The organism is Nocardia sp. NPDC023852 (assembly GCF_040639505.1).
GTDB lineage: Bacteria > Actinomycetota > Actinomycetes > Mycobacteriales > Mycobacteriaceae > Nocardia.
Map to the genome: position 1 here is coordinate 21,800 of NZ_JBFAAB010000040.1, position 16,715 is coordinate 38,514.

The window sequence follows — 16,715 nt, forward strand, 5'->3', positions numbered from 1 at the left end:
CATCTCGAGGTGAGGACCACGCATGACCATCGAAATGCCAGTCCAAACAGAAGACAACATTCGCAAGAGCCTCAGCACCTCCACCGCGGGCTTGCTTGCGCACACCACCAAATCCGAACCGCAGATGCAGGGCATCAGCTCGCGCTGGCTCACACGTGCGCTGCCATGGACGCAGGTCAATGGCGGTGTGTATCGGGTGAACCGCCGCCTGTCGCACACCGTTGGCAACGGTGAGGTGGAATTCGTCATCGACGGATCCACCGCGAAGGTCATTCCCCTGGAACTGCGGGAACTTCCGCAATTACGTGACTTCGACGACGAGGAGGTGTTGCGCGCTCTCGCGCAGCGCTTCGAACAGCGTGATCTCGAACCCGGCACCGTCCTAGCGGAATTCGGCAATCCGATGAATCAGGTCATGCTGATCGTGCACGGCAAGCTGAGCAAGATCGGGTCGGGGGAATACGGCGAACCGACCATGCTCGGTATGCTCGCGGGTGGCGACTACTTCGGCGACGCCATGCTCACCGACCCGTCGGCGATCTGGCCGGTCACGGTCAAGACCGTCACGAAGACGACCATGCTGATACTCCCTCGGCAAGCCCTGCAGGAAATGCTCGAATACACCCCGGCGCTGCGGGAGCAACTGTCCCGCGTCGCGGCCACGCCCACGCGGGCGCAGAACACCAAGGGCGAGGCCGATATCGAGATCGCCTCAGGTCACTCGGGCGAGCCGCTGCTCGAAGGCACGTTCGTCGATTACGACGCCTCCCCCCGCCAGTACGAGCTGAGCCTGGCGCAGAGCGTGCTGCGTGTGCACACCAGGGTCGCCGATCTGTTCAACGATCCGATGAACCAGGTCGAGCAGCAGCTCCGGCTGACCATCGAGGCGCTCTACGAACGCCGCGAAAACGACCTGGTCAACAACCCGGATTTCGGACTCCTGCACAACTGCGACCTGAAACAGCGCATCTACACCGAATCCGGCCCGCCTACGCCCGACGACATGGATGAGCTGCTGAGCATGCGACGCAGCACGAAACTCTTTCTGGCACATCCGAAGGCGATCGCCGCCTTCGGGCGTGAATGCACCAAGCGCGGGCTCTACCCGGATCCGGTCGAGGTGGACGGATCCCGGGTGCCCGCGTGGCGCGGCGTGCCGATCCTCCCGTGCGGCAAGATCCCGGTCAGTGGCAACCACACCACCTCGATTTTGGCCATGCGCACGGGCGAGAAGGACCAGGGCGTAATCGGCCTGCACCAAACTGGTATTCCGGACGAGTACGAGCCCAGCCTCAACGTGCGTTTCAAGGGCATCGACGACCAATCGATCATCTCCTACCTGGTCAGCTGCTACTACTCGGCGGCAGTGCTGGTGCCGGACGCGCTCGGGGTGCTCGACAACATCCTGGTCGCCCGGCAAGCGGTCTGACCGAGGGGGATGAGGGATGTCGGTGCTCTCCCGCGCCGCGGCGACGCAGGCCACCCATGAGGTGGCCGCCACCGTCGCCGCGCTCCTGACCAACACTCGGACCGCCGCTCCACGGCGGCTGTTCTCCACGGAGATACTTATCTCGGCGGTCGACCCGCGAGAAGCCGAGCAGGCGAGCGCCGTACCGCGTACGCTGCTCGGCCCGTCCGGTCTCGGTGCTGCCGCGTTGTTGCTCCCGTCCCCTAGGCGCGCCACGCCACTGCCCAACGACGCGGCCACGGTAACGCGTGACGCGACAGTAGCCCCGCAAGTCGGACATGCGCCGTCCACCGCAAGTCGCGCACCGGCGGCCGCTTCGCCAGCGACCTCTACTGAGGTTGCTGAGGCACAGCGGGTTACCGACCTGATCCCCGCGAAACCTGAAGGGCCCGGCGGGTATGCGACGCACCGAGCTGCGCGTATTCCGCGGGGGCCGACCGGGCTGGGAACCGCCTCGGCGAACAGCGCTCGCCGGGAGACCCCGATTCCACCGCTGTACTGTCCGCCGCCGTTGCGCGACAATCCCGCGCTCGCCGCAGCGGTCAACGATGGAATCCTCGCTTGGGCCGGCGACATCGGGCTCTACGAGGGGCGACTCGAGGAACTACGTGCCGCCGATTTCGGGCGGCTGATCATGCTCGCGCATCCCGACTGCGACGACCCGGACCGGCTGTTGGCGGCGGCGAAGTGCGCGGTCTCGGAATGGTCCGTGGACGATTACTACTGCGAGGAGGACGCCGACGACTCGGCGCCGGACGGCACTCGGTCCAGCGCCGAGGCAGAGTTGGGACCCCGGCTCGAATTGGCCGCCGCCGCCATCGATCCGGTCCACCTGCCTGCACGGTATGTCGCCCAGCTGGAAGCGGCCCTCGACGCCGACCCGATCTTACGGGCGTTCCGCACGTCCTTCGAGCACCTGGGCCGTTACGCCGGCCCGGCGCAGCTCGCCCGGCTACGCACCGAGATCGCGGGCTGGTTCATCGCGCTCGCCGCGGAAGCGGGTTGGCGCTCGGCGGGACGGATGCCGCCCGTATGGGAGTACCTCACCAATCGGCAGCCACACAGCTTCCTGCCGTGCATGGCCCCGATCGACGTGGTTGGTGGCTACGAGCTGCGGGCCGCGGAGTACACCGATCCGGCGGTCCGGCGGGTTGTCACCACGGCCGCGCTGGCCAGCCAGATGGTGAACGACCTGTATTCCATGGCACGCGAAGACCTTTCGGACGGCAGAGAATTCAACTTGCCGACGGTCCTCGCCGCCGAGGAGCGCTGCTCGCGGCGCGAAGCCGTGCTGCGCACCGCCGATGTGCACGACGAACTGGTGCACCGGTTCGAACGCGAGGCAGCCCCCCTGGCCGCGGCGGGATCGGCGGAACTACGCCGCTTCCTCGCGGGCCTGTGGGCCTGGATGGGCGGCAACCGAGCCTGGCACGCCGACAGCAAACGCTACAACGAAGTGAAATAGGCAGCACCGCGACGAGAAAGGATGATCACGCATGACCATTCTCAACCCGTCTACGGGTCCCGTTCTGCGCACCACCTACCAGAAGTCCGTGGCCGCGTATTGGAACGACAACCCGAACGACGACCGGGTCAACACCAAGCTCGGCGAGGTCGACGGCCTCTACCACCACCACTACGGTATCGGTGACCCCGACCTGTCCGTACTGACCGGACCGGAGGACACCCGCCAGGACCGCATCGTCAAGGAGCTGCACCGGCTGGAAAACGCCCAGGCGGACTTCCTGCTCGACCACCTCGGCGACGTCCGCGCCGGCGATCGGCTGATGGACGGCGGGTCCGGTCGTGGAGGCACCAGCTTGATGGCCAACCAACGATTCGGCTGCCAGGTGGACGGCGTGACCATATCCGAGTACCAGGTCGGCTTCGCCAACGGCCAAGCCTCGCACCGTGGAGTGGCGGACAAGGTGCGGTTCCACTTCCGCAACATGCTGGAGACCGGATTCGAGCCCGCCTCCATGCGCGGCATCTGGACCAACGAGACCACGATGTACGTGGACTTGTTCGACCTGTTTCGCGAGTTCGCCCGGCTCCTCGAGCCTGGAGGGCGCTACGTGTGCATCACCGGCTGCTCCAACGACGTGATCGGAGGTCGCTCATCCTCGGTCAGCTGGATCGACGCGCACTACGGCTGCATGATCCATCCACGCAGCGAGTACTTCCGCGCCTTGGCCGACAATCACCTGGTGCCGGTCGAAGTGACCGACCTCACCGCTGCCACCATCCCATACTGGGAACTGCGCACGAAATCCGAGCTCGCGACGGGAGTCGAGAAGCGGTTCCTGACCGCGTACCAAGAGGGTAGCTTCCAGTATCTGCTGATCGCCGCCGATAGGGTGGGCAGGTGACCGACAGCATCGCCCAGCCGATCATCGACCGCGAAGCCCTGCTCATCGAGCTCGTCGACGAGACGGGGCACGCCGTCGGCGCGTGCCCCGTCGCCGAAGCCCATCAGGCGCCGGGACGGTTGCACCGTGCATTCTCCGTGCTGCTGTTCGACACGGCGGGCCGGGTGCTGTTGCAGCAGCGTGCGGCGGCGAAGACCCGGTTCCCCTCGCTATGGGCCAACACCTGCTGCGGCCACCCCGCTCCGGGCGAGCCGGTCGCCGCAGCAGCGGCGCGGCGGCTTTCCGAGGAGCTGGGTCTGACCGCCGTGCTCACCGAGGCGGGGATCTACCGCTACCGCGCCGAGGACCTGCGCACCAAGCGCGTCGAGTTCGAATGGGACCACGTGCTGATCGGACAGCTGGACGTCGGCACACCACGGCCCGACCCGGACGAGGTCGCCGACTACGCGTGGGTCCAGCTGGACGCGCTGCGCGACGCGCTGGCCAGCGATCCAGACGCCTACACCCCCTGGCTGGCCGGGGTCCTCGACGTCGCCGACCACGCTCGGGGAACCGGAATGTCGCTGCGCTGACCTTCCCGACGCGCTGCCGAATCCCGGTACCGCGGCAGCCGCCGATCCGATCCACCGTCATCTCATAATCGACGACATATGTTTTGATGCGCATATCAACGTAGCAAAGTATCAAAATCTCGGCGTAACGAAATGTTCCGAAACTGAGAGAACTCATAAGAACGGCACAGGCTTTGACCAGGACCGTTCCGCATCCTTGATGGTGTACGAGTTCTCGATGAAGTGAGGTGCCCGATGGTCGAGTTCGAGGTCACGGGAACGACAGTGACGGTCCACGTGGTCGGTGCGCATCAGCTACTCGCGCTGCGGGACCAGCTGACCTTCGATCTGTCCGACATCATTGCACTCGGCAAAGCCGGGGTGGACCGCCGCCCGCCGTGGATGCGCGCGCCCGGCACGTTCTTCCCCGGCGTGATCGCAGCGGGCACGTTCCGCGGCAAGGGCCGTAAGGAGTTCTGGGACACCCGCTTCGACGGTCGCGCGATCCGGGTCGACCTGGCGAACGCGGAAGTCACCCGGCTAGTTGTCGACGTCGCCGACCCGGACGGCGAGCTACGCAAGCTCGTCTCCGCCGTGGCTGCCTGATCCCGGTCAGGAACCGAACGACCGCAGCGGGCCGGTGTACGGCTTGGGTGGTGGCGTGGCGAACTCTCCCCGCCCCGACTTCCGTAAACCGAGTGTGATCAGCGATTGCACGGTGAGTGTCGCGGCCGCCACGCCATCGACCACCGGCACGCCCACCTCGGCGCCCAGGTATGCGCACAGTTCGGCCATGCCGGCGCACCCCAGGACGATGGCGTCGGCTCCATCCGCCGCCACCGCCTCCCGGCACGTCTCGGTGATGATCGTGCGCGCGTCCGGATCGCTGTCCAGCGCGAGCACCGGGATCTCACACGCGTGGATGCCGCGGCAGAACCGTTGCATGCCATAGCCTTCGACCAGATCGGCGGCCCGGCCGACGGTCCGCCCCAACGTGGTGACCACGCTGAATCCACGACCGAGATGACTTGCCGTGTGCATGGCCGCCTCGGCGATGCCGATCACCGGTCCCCTGGCCACCTCCCGGGCGGCGTCGAGGCCCGGATCACCGAAACAGGCAAGCACGTAGCCGTCGACTCCTTCGGCCTCACCGCGCCGGATCGCGACGAGAAGGCCGGGGACGCTGAGCGCTTCGTCGTAGTGACTCTCGATCGAAGCGGGTCCCATCTCGGAAGTCACCGCGTCGAGGAGGGTACCGGGGCCCACGACGCCCCTGGCGCACTCCTCGATCGTGTCGGTCATCGACCGGGTGGTGTTCGGGTTGATCACGCGGATGCGCATCAGGTCGGAATTCCTTGCACCGCCAGCCGTGTCCTGGTGGCCAGCGCGTAGTAGGCGACGAACCCGAGACCGCAACCGATGAACCAGCTGTACTGCGCCGCGGTGTACATGCCGGCGATGTCCTTGGCCAGCACCGGTATCACGGCGACCAGCGCGCCGATCACCGTCGCGATCACCGCGGCAGGATTGTATCCCTTGCGGTACCAATAGCTTCCGGTCGTCGACAGGGTGAACAGGTCGGCCACTACCACGCGCTGTTTACGCACCAGGTAGTAGTCGGCGATAAGCACTCCGAACAGCGGGCCGATGAACGCACCGAGCACCTCCAGGGTGTAGTGGATGACCTCCGGGTTGTTGTACAGGTTCCATGGCGTGATCAGCACCGAGCCGACTGCCGCGATCATGCCGCCCGCGCGCCAGCTGATCCGCTGCGGGCTCACGTGTGAGAAGTCGAAGGCCGGCGAGATGAAATTCGCGACGATATTGATGCCGATGGTGGCGATGGTGAACGTCAGCGCGCCGAGCACGATCGCGAACGTGCTGTCGATGCGCGCGACCGTGGTGACCGGGTCGGTGATCAACTCACCGTAGACCGGAACCGTCAGCGAGGCGGTGATCACCACCAGCAGCGAGAACAACAGGAAGTTCAGTGGAAGGCCGAGCAGGTTGCCCCGGCGCACCGCGGCGAAGGATTTTCCGTAGCGGGAGAAATCGCCGAAGTTCAGCATCGGGCCGGAGAAGTAGGACACGACGAGCGCGATGGCGCCGAGCATCACCGGCACCGAATCCCATCCGGAGTACTTCACCGCACCGAGGCTCAGGTCGATGGCGCCCCAGCCGGCTTTCGCGATCAGGTAGCCGCACAGCAGGAACATCACCACGTACACCGCGGGCCCGCAGAAGTCGATGAACCTGCGGATGGATTCCATACCCCGCCAGAACACGCAGGCCTGCACTACCCACAGCGTCAGGTAGCTGCCCCAACCGAGCAGCGAAAGGCCGAGGAAGCCGTAGTCGTCGGCCACTGCGTAGGGCGCGAGCGAGGGAAAGAGCTTCACCAGAACCACGTCCAGCGCCGCCGAGGCGAGAAACGTCTGGATCCCGTACCAGGCCACCGCGATCAAGCCGCGGATGATGGCCGGGATGTTGGCGCCGAGCACGCCGAACGCGCTACGGCAGATGACCGGATACGGCACGCCGGTGACCTGACTCGGCTTCGCGACCAGGTTGCAGAAGAAGTAGACCACGGCGATGCCGATCAGCAGGGCCGCGAGCACCTGCCAGCTGGCGAGGCCGAGCGCGAACAGGCTGCCCGCGGTGACGTAGCCGCCGACGCTGTGCACGTCCGACATCCAGAACGCGAAGATGTTGTAGGAGCCCCAGCTCTGCGTGTGCAGCGGCACCAGGTCCTTGTTGGTGAGCCGCGGAGCGTACTCGGCGGGTGGTGCGGGGACAGGCGGCACGGCGCGCGGCGGCAACGGGGCGATGGTTTCGGTCATGGGCGTTTCCGATCCGACGGTGGAACTGTGATCGAAACGACGGTAGGAACCGGCTATTGCCCGCCCGTTGCGCGGTTATTTCCCGCCCATTGCGCCGCAGATATATCTTCCGGCGCCAGCAACCCCGTGTTGCTGGGCAACGTCGCGATCACCGTCTCCAACCTGCGGTGATGCCCTTCGGCGACGAGGAGGAGGCGATCGACGTCCCTGGCGAGGAACGCGTCGAGCATCACTGCGTGGTCGGTGTGCAAGCGCACCCGGTCGGCCGGGCCGATGTGCACCATCGACTGCACCGGCTCGGTGACGTTCCATGCCGATTCGAGCATGTGCAGCAGCCGGAACATCCGCGACGGCCTGGTCAGCGCGACATGGAAGACCCGGGACCGGCGATGGTAGGCGACCGGGTCGTCGTCGCGGATGGCTTGTTCGAGGCTCGCGTTCACCTCCAGCAACTCCGCACGGTCGGCGGCCGAGTGATTCATCGCCGCCGCGGCCAGTGACGCCGTCTCCAGGGTCTCGCGCACGATGTACATCTCGCGCAGTTCGGTGGCGGTCAGCTGGGCCACCGTGTACCCGCTGTGTGGCTCGTGCGTGACCAGGCCCTCCCCGATCAGCGTCTTGAGCGCCTCGCGCACCGGGATATGGCTTACCCCGAACAGCTCCGCCACCTCGCGCAGCGGGATGACGGTGCAGGGCGGCACCGCACCGTCCAGGATCACCCGGCGTAGTTCGCCGAGGATCACTTGCGGCCGGCCGGGTTCATCGACGACCAACCTCGCGAGCAGAGCCGAACGTCGTCCCGGTGGCATGGCAACACGCTAGGCGAGCCGTGTTGCGTTCCCGGTCACCTTTGTGACAGTCAGGAAACGTCTTCTCACGGCACCGACCGGTCACGTGGCAGGGTACCCAGCCCCGTATCGAGGGCATGCGATGCTGGGACAGACCGTACGACAGAGAGTGTCCGATGACAGCACAGTTCGTCGATCGTCGCTTCGCACGCCTGGTCGCCGAGTTCGACCGGCTGTTTCGGCAGCCGTCCGACGGCGGTGGAGCCCTGGCGGTCTACCTGCACGGCGAGCTGGCCGTTGACGTCTGGGCCGGGTTCGCACACCCCGAGACGCCGTGGCAGCGAGACACCGTCGCCATGGCGTTTTCCACCAGCAAGGGCGTCGCCAGCACACTGGTGCACCGGCTGGAGGAACGCGGCCTGATCGATTACGACGAGCCGGTCGCGACCTACTGGCCGGAGTTCGCCGCCGCGGGCAAGGAACGCATCACTGTGCGCGCCATGCTCAGTCATCGGGCGGGGCTGCACCGGCTGCGCGGGCTGCTGCCGGGGCCGATCGACGCATTCTTCGACGACGCGGCGGTGACCGCGGCGCTCGCGGCCGCGGCTCCCGACCCACGGCATCGGGTCACCAGCGGCTATCACGGCATCTCCTACGGGCACTTGGCCGCGGAATTGGTACGCCGGGTCACCGGTGCGGAATACACCGACGTGCTACGCACCGAGATCGCGGAGCCACTTGCCGCAGAAGAACTCTGGTTCCGCGTCCCGGAGCCCGCACGCGAACGCATCGCCACCAACTTCCCACGTCTGACCGTCGCGGGCCTGAGCTGGGAGCGGAGCTCCCGACTGCTGGGCCGCACCCGATTCGCAGCCGCCGCCGACACCACCCCCGCGGGGTTCGTCGAGCTGATTTCCGATCCACGCCTACACGATTCGGTGATGCCCGGCCTGAATGGCGTCTTCTCCGCTCGCGCGCTGGCCCGCGTGTACGGGGCGCTCGCCAACGGCGGGCAACTCGACGGATACCAGTTGCTGCGCCCGGAAACCATCGAGCGGATGACCCAGCGCCAAGTGTTCACTCCGGACTATGTCCTGGCCTTCCGGATTCCATGGGCGCTCGGTTACCACGGCGTGCCCATGAAGCCGTCCAAGGCGGAGCCGGTGTCGGCCTTCGGCCACTTCGGGCTCGGCGGCTCAGGCGGTTTCGCCGATCCCAGCACCGGGATGTCGCTCGCCTTCATCACCAATCGCCTCGGCAGCAGGGTCACACCGCTCGGCGACGGCCGTCTGGCCCGGCTCGGTGCGCTGGCGCACAACCTCGCCGGGACCGCCTGACACCGGGGCCGTCCGCTACCCGGGATGGCAGCATGGCGGCATGGAATTGGTCGAGATGGCGAGGGTCGAGGCGGCCGCGCAGTTGCTCGCTCCGGTGATCCGGCGGACGCCGATGGTGGCGTCTCGGGTGTTGTCCGAGTGCGTGGGCAGCGAGGTCTGGCTGAAGTGTGAAAACTTGCAGCGGACCGGGTCGTTCAAGCCGCGTGGTGCCTACAACCGGATCGCGAACCTGCACCAGGACGTGCGAGCGCGCGGTGTGGTCGCCGCGAGCGCGGGCAACCATGCGCAGGGGGTCGCGTGGGCGGCGACCTCGCTCGGCATCGCATCGACGGTGTTCATGCCGATCGGGGCGTCACTGCCGAAACTGGTGGCCACCAAGGCGTACGGCGCGCAGGTGCGCCAGGTCGGCGAGACCATCGACGACTCGCTCGACGCCGCGCTGGACTTCGCCGACCGGACCGGAGCGACGCTGATCCACCCGTTCGACCATCCCGACATTGTGGCAGGCCAGGCGACAGTCGGCAGGGAGATCCTGGACCAACTGCCCGAGGTGGGCACCGTGATCGTGCCGACCGGGGGCGGCGGACTGCTGGCCGGTGTGGCAGTCGCGCTGCACCACCTGGCGCCACAGGTGCGTGTGATCGGGGTGCAGGCGGCGGAGGCGGCGGCGTGGCCGGATTCGCTGGCGGCGGGCCGGCCGGTCCGGGTCGGCCGGATGTCGACGATGGCCGACGGCATTGCTGTCGGCCTGCCGGGCGCCGTGCCGTTCGCCACTGTCGCCGAATACGTTTCGACCATGCTGACGGTGGACGAGGAAGCGCTGTCGACGGCGCTGCTGCTGTGTCTGGAGCGCGCGAAATTGATCGTCGAGCCCGCCGGAGCGGCGGCCGTCGCCGCGCTGATGAGTTTCGCACGGGACGAACTCGATCTCCGCGGGAATGTCTGTGCGATCCTGTCCGGCGGCAATATCGACCCGCTGCTGCTGACCCGCCTGATCGGGCACGGCTTGAGCGCGGCGGGCCGTTATCTCGCTGTGCGCGTGACTATTTCCGACCGCCCCGGCGGACTGAGCGCGCTGCTCGCGGTGGTCGGCAAGACCGGAGCGAGTGTCGTCGACGTGGCGCACTCCAGGACGGGCACCTGGCTGGCGGTCGATGAAGTCGAAGTGTCCCTGACCCTGGAGACCAGGGGCCCCACCCATCGCGACGACGTCCTCACCGCACTGGCCAACGCAGGATACGCGGTCCGCACGGCGGATTAGCGCGACAATTGTCGGCCCGCGACTATTGCCGCTGCCGCGAATACGACGCGCGCCGTGAACGATCCTTATTCACGGCAAGCGGCGCGTGCATTGCGTGACGTCCTCACGCGCAGGTCGATCGACCGCTCGCCGCCAGGTCTGTGGGCAGCGATGATGGCATGACGCAGCCGCGAGAAACATCTGGACAGACCGCGGAGGCAGACTATTCTTGGCGTTGTGCCGGTACCGCGTCGTGAGCTGGCCCATGATCGGATGTGGGAAGCAAGTGATTTCGTCGGTCGTGAGGATGAGCTGGACAAGATCGTCCCCATGTTGGCGCATTCGACGCGGTTGATCACCTTGATCGGTTCGGGTGGTATCGGGAAAACGAGACTGGCAGTGCAGGCTGTCGGCCGTTACCAAATGGCCAGGCATGTGTCGGTGCATTGGGTGCGGCTGGCACGTCTGCCCAAGGGTGCGGATGCCTACGCGGTCGAGGAAGAAATCGCCCAGTCGGTGATCGGTCCGGATTTCTCCGGGCGATCGGTCTGGGATGCGCTTGTCGACACATTCACCGAAGTGGACGCAGTGGGGCGATACCGACAATCGATACTGGTAATGGACAATTGCGAGCATGTCCTGGTCGCTGCCAGTGCCGTAATAACTCCGTTATTGGAAACAGTGCCGGGGTTGAGCATTCTGGCGACCAGCCGTGAACCGATCGGGTGGGTCGATGAGCATCTGATCGTCGTGCCTCCATTGTCGCGCCGACAGGCTCTGACGTTGTTCCGGCAACGATCCGAGCTCACCGGTCACCCCGTCACCGGCGCCGACCAGATCGCCACAGCAGACCTGATCTGCCGACACATGCACGATCACCCGCTGTACATCCGACTGGCCGCGGCACGACTGGTGCGCCAACCGTTGGCGGCGATCCTTGGGGACCTCAGTGGTGACGAAACCGACGACAAACGTATGCGATGGTCGCCCGGGCCCAGCGTAGGAGCCGATCCCCGACATCGAGGAGTCGGGGATGTGATCGCCTGGTCCTATGACCTGTGCACCGACAAGGAACGCCTGCTGTTCGAGCGCATGTCGGTATTCGCCGCGGGATACGACACCAATCCCGAGGACGACCACAGCGGCGCTTCCCTCGATGTGGGAGCGGAGCTGGATGCGATCGAAAGCGTCTGCGCCGACGACCGGCAACCCGGAGAAGACCGTAGACCGGGAGATGACGACCACCCCGCATCGCTTTCCCGTGAGGGGGCAGTGAGCCTGGCCAGAGAAGAGATCCAGGATCTGCTCGATCGCCTCGTCGACCGATCGCTGGTCACAGCGCACTTCACGCCGACCAAAGTCCGGTACTCGCTGCTGGAAAGTCTTCGGATATTCGCTCGGCGACAACTCGAGCAACACTCCACCGTTCGAGCCGACGAATCGGCACGGCTGGCCGAACGACACCGCCACCACTATCGCGACAAAGTCGCGTACGCCGCAGCCAACTGGCTGGGTCCCGCGGAACACGACTTGCTGGACTGGGCCCGCGCGGCGTGGGACAACATCCTCACCGCTATCGACACCAGCATTACCACACCCGGCGAAGCGGCAGTCGGCCTGGAAATCTGCTCCGGGCTGCTCGCCCTACGATTTCCTTTCATGAAAGGTCCGTTGCGCGAGATGCGGCGGTGGACCATGCGCTCCTTACAGGCCACCCGGGCGTTGGACCCACAACCCGCCGAACTCCAGATAGGGGCGATGGCGATGATCGTATGGCTCACCCTGTGCCAGGGCGAGCCCGAGGACGCCGAACGGATGCTGGAGGACTGCGTCGCCGCCTGCATCCCGGATACGCACAGCAGACAGAACTGGCGAAGCACCGCTGAGACCGATATCGGCCTGCCCGCGGTCGTCGAATTTGCGTGGGGCATCGAACTGCTGCTGGCCCACGGTGATGCACGAGCTATCACTGTTCTGACGCGAGCCCGCGAAAAGTGGCATCGCCTGGACAACTATGGCGCCGCCGTAATGGCTGACTTGTGGGCGGCACTGGCCGCAGGTGTACTCGGAACCGCGCAGCAAGCCCATCAGATCGCACGACATCACCTCGACGAAGCGAACGCTTCGGGTGCTTTGTGGGTGAAGTCCTGGGCTCAGCTGGCGTGGGCGCTCACTTTGACCAGACACGGCAATCCCACCGCCGCATTGGACTTCGAACGGCAGGCACTGACACACCAGCTACCCGCCCGCGACCCCTGGGGGAGATTCTGGGCGGTCCAGTTTCGGGCGTGGTCATTGGCACAATGCATCACCGACGCCATCGCCGCCGGGAACCCCGACCGCGACGCGCTCACCGCGTGGGCTACCGAAATCGCCCAACTCGCCGGAGGAACCGCCACGCAACAAGCCAAGTTCGGCATTCGCCTCGAAGCGCTGGGGCCGTTTGCCGATGAAGCCGACAAAGCCCTCGCCGTGGCCCGCCGGACGCTCGGCCCAGAGGCGTTCACGGCAGCGGAAACCCAAGGATCCCGGCTGCGTCCCGAACTCGACGAGGTGCAACAACTCGCCATGGGGACACTATCCATCAACACTCTGGCAGCATCCCGTCCAGCAGGCCGAGCCGCCTCGTCCTATTGGAACGAGTTGACCACCGCCGAGCAAGAGGTCGCGATATTAGCGGCGGCCCGGTGGACCAATGCCGCAATAGCCGCGCGCCGCGGAAACTCCATCAGAACCATCGACGCACAGATAACCGCGATCCTGCAGAAACTGAACATCGCCTCACGCGAAGACATCATCGGATTCGTCCCCGAAGACATCATCGACGATGTCCGAGCAGAAACCGCTCGACGCCCACGCCGAGGGAAGAACCACTGACTGTGATCGCGGCGAACTCAGTGACGATGCCGCCGGACCGGACGTGCCGACCGGTGTCCGGCGCTTCCGGTCGGCACGTCCCTCACCAGGCGGCGGTCAGCAGCTGCGTTTGTAGAAGTACTTGGCGTTGACGTCCATGTCCGCATGGGTGATCGCGATCATCGCGGTCTGCATGTTCCTGGTGACCGGCTTGCCCTCGAGAGCGGCGACCGCCTGGTCGACGCCTTCGGCGCCGATCCCCGCCGGGTCCTGGGCGATGAGCGCTTGCACGGTACCGACTTTCAAATCCTCGACCTGCTTCGGGCTGGCGTCGAAACCGACGAGCTTGACCTGTCCGAGCTTGTTGGCGTTGCGCAGTCCGGTCGCCGCGCCCTCGGCCGAACTCAGGTTGGTGGCGAACACACCCGCGAGATCGGGGTGTGCGGCCAGCGTCGCGGTGACGATCGACGCCGCCTGCGCCGCCTCGTTGTTGTTGTATTGCACACCGAGCGAGGTGATGCCCGGGTACCTTTTGATCGTCTCTTCGAAACCCTGCGCCCGCTCGTCGGTGGTGGAAGTGCCCGCCTTGGTGTTGATCACCAGAACTGGCCCCTTCTCCCCGACCAGCTTTGCCAGCGTCGCGGCCGCGAGCGCACCGCCCTTGTTGTTGTCCGACGAGATCGACGACACCGCGACGGACGTGTCGTCCAGCGCGGTGTCCACCTCGACGATCTTGATGCCCGCGGCCGCGGCCTGCCGAAGCGGATTAGCCATGGCGGTGGCGTGCGTCGGCGCGATCAGGATGCCGCCGGGCTTGTTGGCCACCACACCGGTAAGCACTGGAGTCTGCGCTCCGGCATCGAATTTCGTAGGGGCCTGGGTGTCGAGTCGGTAGCCGAGTTTCGCGGCTTCGTCCTGCGCGCCGCACTGCATGGAGATGTAGAACGGCTCGTCGGCCACGCCAGGGATCAGCACGAGCCGTTTGCTGTCACCGCCGCCCGAATTGCCCACCCCTCCCACGCAACCCGCCACCAGCGTGCCGATCATCACCAGTGCGCCGATCACCACCGCGTTACGTTTCGCCACCCGCATCCGGCACCTCCGCATACTGTTTTCTGTTATCGAGGAATCTCTACTTCCGGTCCCGCGCCCTGCGACGGGCTTGGTCGAACCAGACCGCGGCAACCAAAACCACGCTCACGGCGATCGGCTGCCAGAACACCGGCACCTGCGCGATAACGAAACCCTTCTTCAGCACCGACGGGATGAAAACGCCGATCACGGTGCCCACGATCGAGCCGGCACCGCCGAAAAGGCTTGTCCCGCCGATCACCACGCCTGCGATGGCATCCACGTTGTCGGTGCCGTGTCCGCCGATGGTGGTGGTGCCGAAGTAGGCCAGGTTCATGAACCCGGCAAGCCCAGCCAGCAACCCGGTAAGCAGATACACCAGAACCAGATGCCGGGTCACCGCGATCCCGGAGCGGCGGGCGGCCTCCTGATCGGAGCCGATCGCACAGGTGTAGCGACCGAACCGGGTGGTGTGCAGCACCCAGGCGGCCAGCACCGTCACAACGGTCGCAACCAGCACCAGGTTCGGCACTCCCCCCAGCGACGTGCCGAAACCCAATGAATCGCGCAACTTTTCGGGCACCGTCCTGGTGTCCACGCCTCCAGTGATCAGCTGGGCCGCGCCCAGCGCGGCGCCGAAGGAACCGAGCGTGACGATCAGCGGCGGAACCCCGGCCTTGGCCACCAGAAGGCCGTTCACCAGGCCCCAGACTCCGCCGCCTGCGACCGACAACAGTAACCCGACCGCGATGACGCCCCAGCCCGCGCCGGTGGCGTCCTCGTTCGGGCTCAACCACTCCATGGATTTCGCGCCGAGCACGCCTGCGAATATCAGCACCGTCCCGACCGAAAGGTCTATGCCGGAGGTGATGATCACGAAGGTCATGCCGACCGAAAGCACCAGCAGCACCGACGTTTCGATCAGCAGAGTCTGCAGGGTGAACCGGGTGGGGAAGGCGTCGGGCCGGATGAGGCTGAACACCACGCACAGCACCACCAGCACGACGCCGATCCACACCGTGCCGGCGCCCAGCTGTCGCCGCAGGACTGTGCGTTCGGCCGGTGCGACGGCCTCGATATCCCTCATGAAGCGTCCTCATGGGACAGTGCGCCGGTCATGGCGCCGACCAACTGCTCCAGCGTCGCATCGGCGGCGGCGAACCGAGCTACCCGCCTGCCGAGCCGCAGCACCTCGACGCGGTCGGCGACCGCACGAACCTCCGGCATGTTGTGGCTGATCAGGACTACCGCGACGCCCTGGTCCCGTACCCGGCGAATGACGTCGAGGACGCGGTCGCGCTGCACGACACCCAGTGCCGCGGTCGGCTCGTCCAGGAACACAACCTTGCTCGCCCAGAGCACCGCTCGCGCGACGGCGACACTCTGGCGCTGTCCGCCGGAGAGCGCGCCGATCGGGACGTCGGCGCTCGGTAAGGACACCCCGAGGCGCCGGAAGTGTTCGATCGCTCGGGCTCGCATCGCGGCCTTGTCCAGCATGCCGAGCTTGCCCGGGAGTCCGGGTCGAACGAGTTCCCTTCCGAGGAACAGATTCGCGGCGGGGTCGAGATCCGGCGCGACGGCGAGATCCTGATACACGGTTTCCACGCCGAGTTTCCGCGCGGCCGTCGGCGAATTCAGCACGACCGGAACGCCGTCGAGCACGATGGTCCCGGCATCCGGTTGATCGGCGCCGGAAAGGCATTTCACCAAGGTCGATTTTCCGGCGCCGTTGTCGCCGATCAATGCGACGACCTCCCCGGCGCGCACCTGAAAATCTGCGCCCCGCAACGCTTCCACGCCGCCATAGCGCTTCACCAGTCCGACGGCTTCCAACACGACCGCGGATTCGCCGGTCGCCTCGGGCCGAATTTTCGAATCGTCTGAGGTCATCGGACACATCCACGTGAAATCCACTGAGCGAGTGTCCAATCCATTGCCCGATGATACATTCGTCGGCTCGTCGCACGGGACGTATTCGGAAAAGTGCGAATGGCGCAACCGGGCCGACCTGGGCAACCATTATTTTCGGTCGGGAGAACAACGAACGGAAGGCACGGAGAGCCAACACATACTATATTCCCTCGCCGAGCCGAATGTCAGTGAGCCTTTCCGGGTAGCGGCGTGTCGGGGTCAGGTCGTTCGGCCGTGTTCGATATGCAGCAGTACCAGGGCGGCGGCCACGATGTTGCCGATGC

Annotated in this window: 14 protein-coding genes; 8 read left to right on the forward strand and 6 right to left on the reverse strand. The window is 66.0% G+C overall.

What is annotated here, in order from left to right:
• The first annotated feature begins 22 nt into the window (after positions 1–22).
• The 5 genes from AB0H00_RS30200 to AB0H00_RS30220 all read left to right on the forward strand — a co-directional run bounded on the left by AB0H00_RS30200 (position 23) and on the right by AB0H00_RS30220 (position 4,994).
• A complete protein-coding gene (locus AB0H00_RS30200) occupies positions 23–1,429 on the forward strand; it encodes a family 2B encapsulin nanocompartment shell protein (protein ID WP_357272966.1) in 1,407 nt (468 codons plus the stop codon).
• A gap of 16 nt (positions 1,430–1,445) precedes the next feature.
• The gene (locus tag AB0H00_RS30205; RefSeq protein ID WP_357272968.1) at positions 1,446–2,933 is read left to right on the forward strand and encodes a family 2 encapsulin nanocompartment cargo protein terpene cyclase; all 1,488 of its coding nucleotides are present in this window, start codon (positions 1,446–1,448) and stop codon (positions 2,931–2,933) included.
• Between the two features lie 31 nt (positions 2,934–2,964).
• On the forward strand, positions 2,965–3,837 hold the full coding sequence (locus tag AB0H00_RS30210) for a geranyl diphosphate 2-C-methyltransferase (RefSeq protein WP_357272970.1): 873 nt from the start codon (positions 2,965–2,967) through the stop codon (positions 3,835–3,837).
• Entirely contained in the window at positions 3,834–4,409 is a 576-nt protein-coding gene (gene idi, locus AB0H00_RS30215) for an isopentenyl-diphosphate Delta-isomerase (RefSeq protein WP_357272972.1), read from the forward strand. The genes AB0H00_RS30210 and idi overlap by 4 nt, the downstream gene beginning before the upstream one ends.
• A gap of 234 nt (positions 4,410–4,643) precedes the next feature.
• Positions 4,644–4,994 carry a hypothetical protein gene (locus AB0H00_RS30220; RefSeq protein WP_357272974.1) on the forward strand — a complete coding sequence of 117 codons (351 nt, stop codon included), beginning with the start codon at positions 4,644–4,646 and terminating at the stop codon, positions 4,992–4,994.
• A 6-nt stretch (positions 4,995–5,000) separates the two neighbouring features.
• Here AB0H00_RS30220 and AB0H00_RS30225 read toward each other — a convergent pair whose 3' ends face one another.
• From AB0H00_RS30225 to AB0H00_RS30235, 3 genes are read right to left on the reverse strand one after another with little or no spacing between them, the layout of a single operon-like run.
• A complete protein-coding gene (locus AB0H00_RS30225) occupies positions 5,001–5,729 on the reverse strand; it encodes an aspartate/glutamate racemase family protein (RefSeq protein WP_357272976.1) in 729 nt (242 codons plus the stop codon).
• Positions 5,729–7,228 carry an NCS1 family nucleobase:cation symporter-1 gene (locus tag AB0H00_RS30230; protein ID WP_357272978.1) on the reverse strand — a complete coding sequence of 500 codons (1,500 nt, stop codon included), beginning with the start codon at positions 7,226–7,228 and terminating at the stop codon, positions 5,729–5,731. The genes AB0H00_RS30225 and AB0H00_RS30230 overlap by 1 nt, the downstream gene beginning before the upstream one ends.
• 53 nt (positions 7,229–7,281) lie before the next feature.
• Positions 7,282–8,037 (reverse strand): GntR family transcriptional regulator, encoded by a 756-nt coding sequence (locus AB0H00_RS30235; protein ID WP_357272980.1) that lies wholly within the window; start codon positions 8,035–8,037, stop codon positions 7,282–7,284.
• 155 nt (positions 8,038–8,192) lie between these two features.
• Between AB0H00_RS30235 and AB0H00_RS30240 the strand changes: the two genes are divergently transcribed.
• The 3 genes from AB0H00_RS30240 (at position 8,193) to AB0H00_RS30250 (ending at position 13,470) form a co-directional block, all read left to right on the forward strand.
• Positions 8,193–9,353, forward strand: a complete 1,161-nt coding sequence (locus tag AB0H00_RS30240) for a serine hydrolase domain-containing protein (RefSeq protein ID WP_357272982.1) — start codon at positions 8,193–8,195, stop codon at positions 9,351–9,353.
• A gap of 40 nt (positions 9,354–9,393) precedes the next feature.
• Positions 9,394–10,614 (forward strand): threonine ammonia-lyase, encoded by a 1,221-nt coding sequence (gene ilvA, locus AB0H00_RS30245; protein WP_357272984.1) that lies wholly within the window; start codon positions 9,394–9,396, stop codon positions 10,612–10,614.
• A gap of 216 nt (positions 10,615–10,830) precedes the next feature.
• On the forward strand, positions 10,831–13,470 hold the full coding sequence (locus AB0H00_RS30250; RefSeq protein WP_357272986.1) for a hypothetical protein: 2,640 nt from the start codon (positions 10,831–10,833) through the stop codon (positions 13,468–13,470).
• A gap of 96 nt (positions 13,471–13,566) precedes the next feature.
• Here the strand turns inward: AB0H00_RS30250 and AB0H00_RS30255 are convergent, their stop codons facing one another.
• The 3 genes from AB0H00_RS30255 to AB0H00_RS30265 are packed head-to-tail and all read right to left on the reverse strand — an operon-like array spanning position 13,567 to position 16,410.
• Positions 13,567–14,541 carry an ABC transporter substrate-binding protein gene (locus AB0H00_RS30255; RefSeq protein WP_357272988.1) on the reverse strand — a complete coding sequence of 325 codons (975 nt, stop codon included), beginning with the start codon at positions 14,539–14,541 and terminating at the stop codon, positions 13,567–13,569.
• A 40-nt stretch (positions 14,542–14,581) separates the two neighbouring features.
• Complete coding sequence (locus AB0H00_RS30260; RefSeq protein WP_357272991.1) at positions 14,582–15,607, reverse strand: ABC transporter permease; 1,026 nt, start codon at positions 15,605–15,607, stop codon at positions 14,582–14,584.
• Complete coding sequence (locus AB0H00_RS30265) at positions 15,604–16,410, reverse strand: ATP-binding cassette domain-containing protein (protein ID WP_357272993.1); 807 nt, start codon at positions 16,408–16,410, stop codon at positions 15,604–15,606. Before AB0H00_RS30265 ends, AB0H00_RS30260 begins: the two co-directional genes overlap by 4 nt.
• Positions 16,411–16,715: the final 305 nt, after the last annotated feature.

Coding starts and splice junctions, on each gene's coding strand:
- AB0H00_RS30265 (WP_357272993.1), bottom strand. CDS start 16,410: ATGACCTCAGACGATTCGAAAATTCGGCCCGAGGCGACCGGCGAATCC.
- AB0H00_RS30230 (WP_357272978.1), bottom strand. CDS start 7,228: ATGACCGAAACCATCGCCCCGTTGCCGCCGCGCGCCGTGCCGCCTGTC.
- AB0H00_RS30210 (WP_357272970.1), top strand. CDS start 2,965: ATGACCATTCTCAACCCGTCTACGGGTCCCGTTCTGCGCACCACCTAC.
- AB0H00_RS30235 (WP_357272980.1), bottom strand. CDS start 8,037: ATGCCACCGGGACGACGTTCGGCTCTGCTCGCGAGGTTGGTCGTCGAT.
- AB0H00_RS30225 (WP_357272976.1), bottom strand. CDS start 5,729: ATGCGCATCCGCGTGATCAACCCGAACACCACCCGGTCGATGACCGAC.
- AB0H00_RS30200 (WP_357272966.1), top strand. CDS start 23: ATGACCATCGAAATGCCAGTCCAAACAGAAGACAACATTCGCAAGAGC.
- AB0H00_RS30220 (WP_357272974.1), top strand. CDS start 4,644: ATGGTCGAGTTCGAGGTCACGGGAACGACAGTGACGGTCCACGTGGTC.
- AB0H00_RS30255 (WP_357272988.1), bottom strand. CDS start 14,541: ATGCGGGTGGCGAAACGTAACGCGGTGGTGATCGGCGCACTGGTGATG.
- AB0H00_RS30205 (WP_357272968.1), top strand. CDS start 1,446: ATGTCGGTGCTCTCCCGCGCCGCGGCGACGCAGGCCACCCATGAGGTG.
- AB0H00_RS30260 (WP_357272991.1), bottom strand. CDS start 15,607: ATGAGGGATATCGAGGCCGTCGCACCGGCCGAACGCACAGTCCTGCGG.
- AB0H00_RS30240 (WP_357272982.1), top strand. CDS start 8,193: ATGACAGCACAGTTCGTCGATCGTCGCTTCGCACGCCTGGTCGCCGAG.
- ilvA (WP_357272984.1), top strand. CDS start 9,394: ATGGAATTGGTCGAGATGGCGAGGGTCGAGGCGGCCGCGCAGTTGCTC.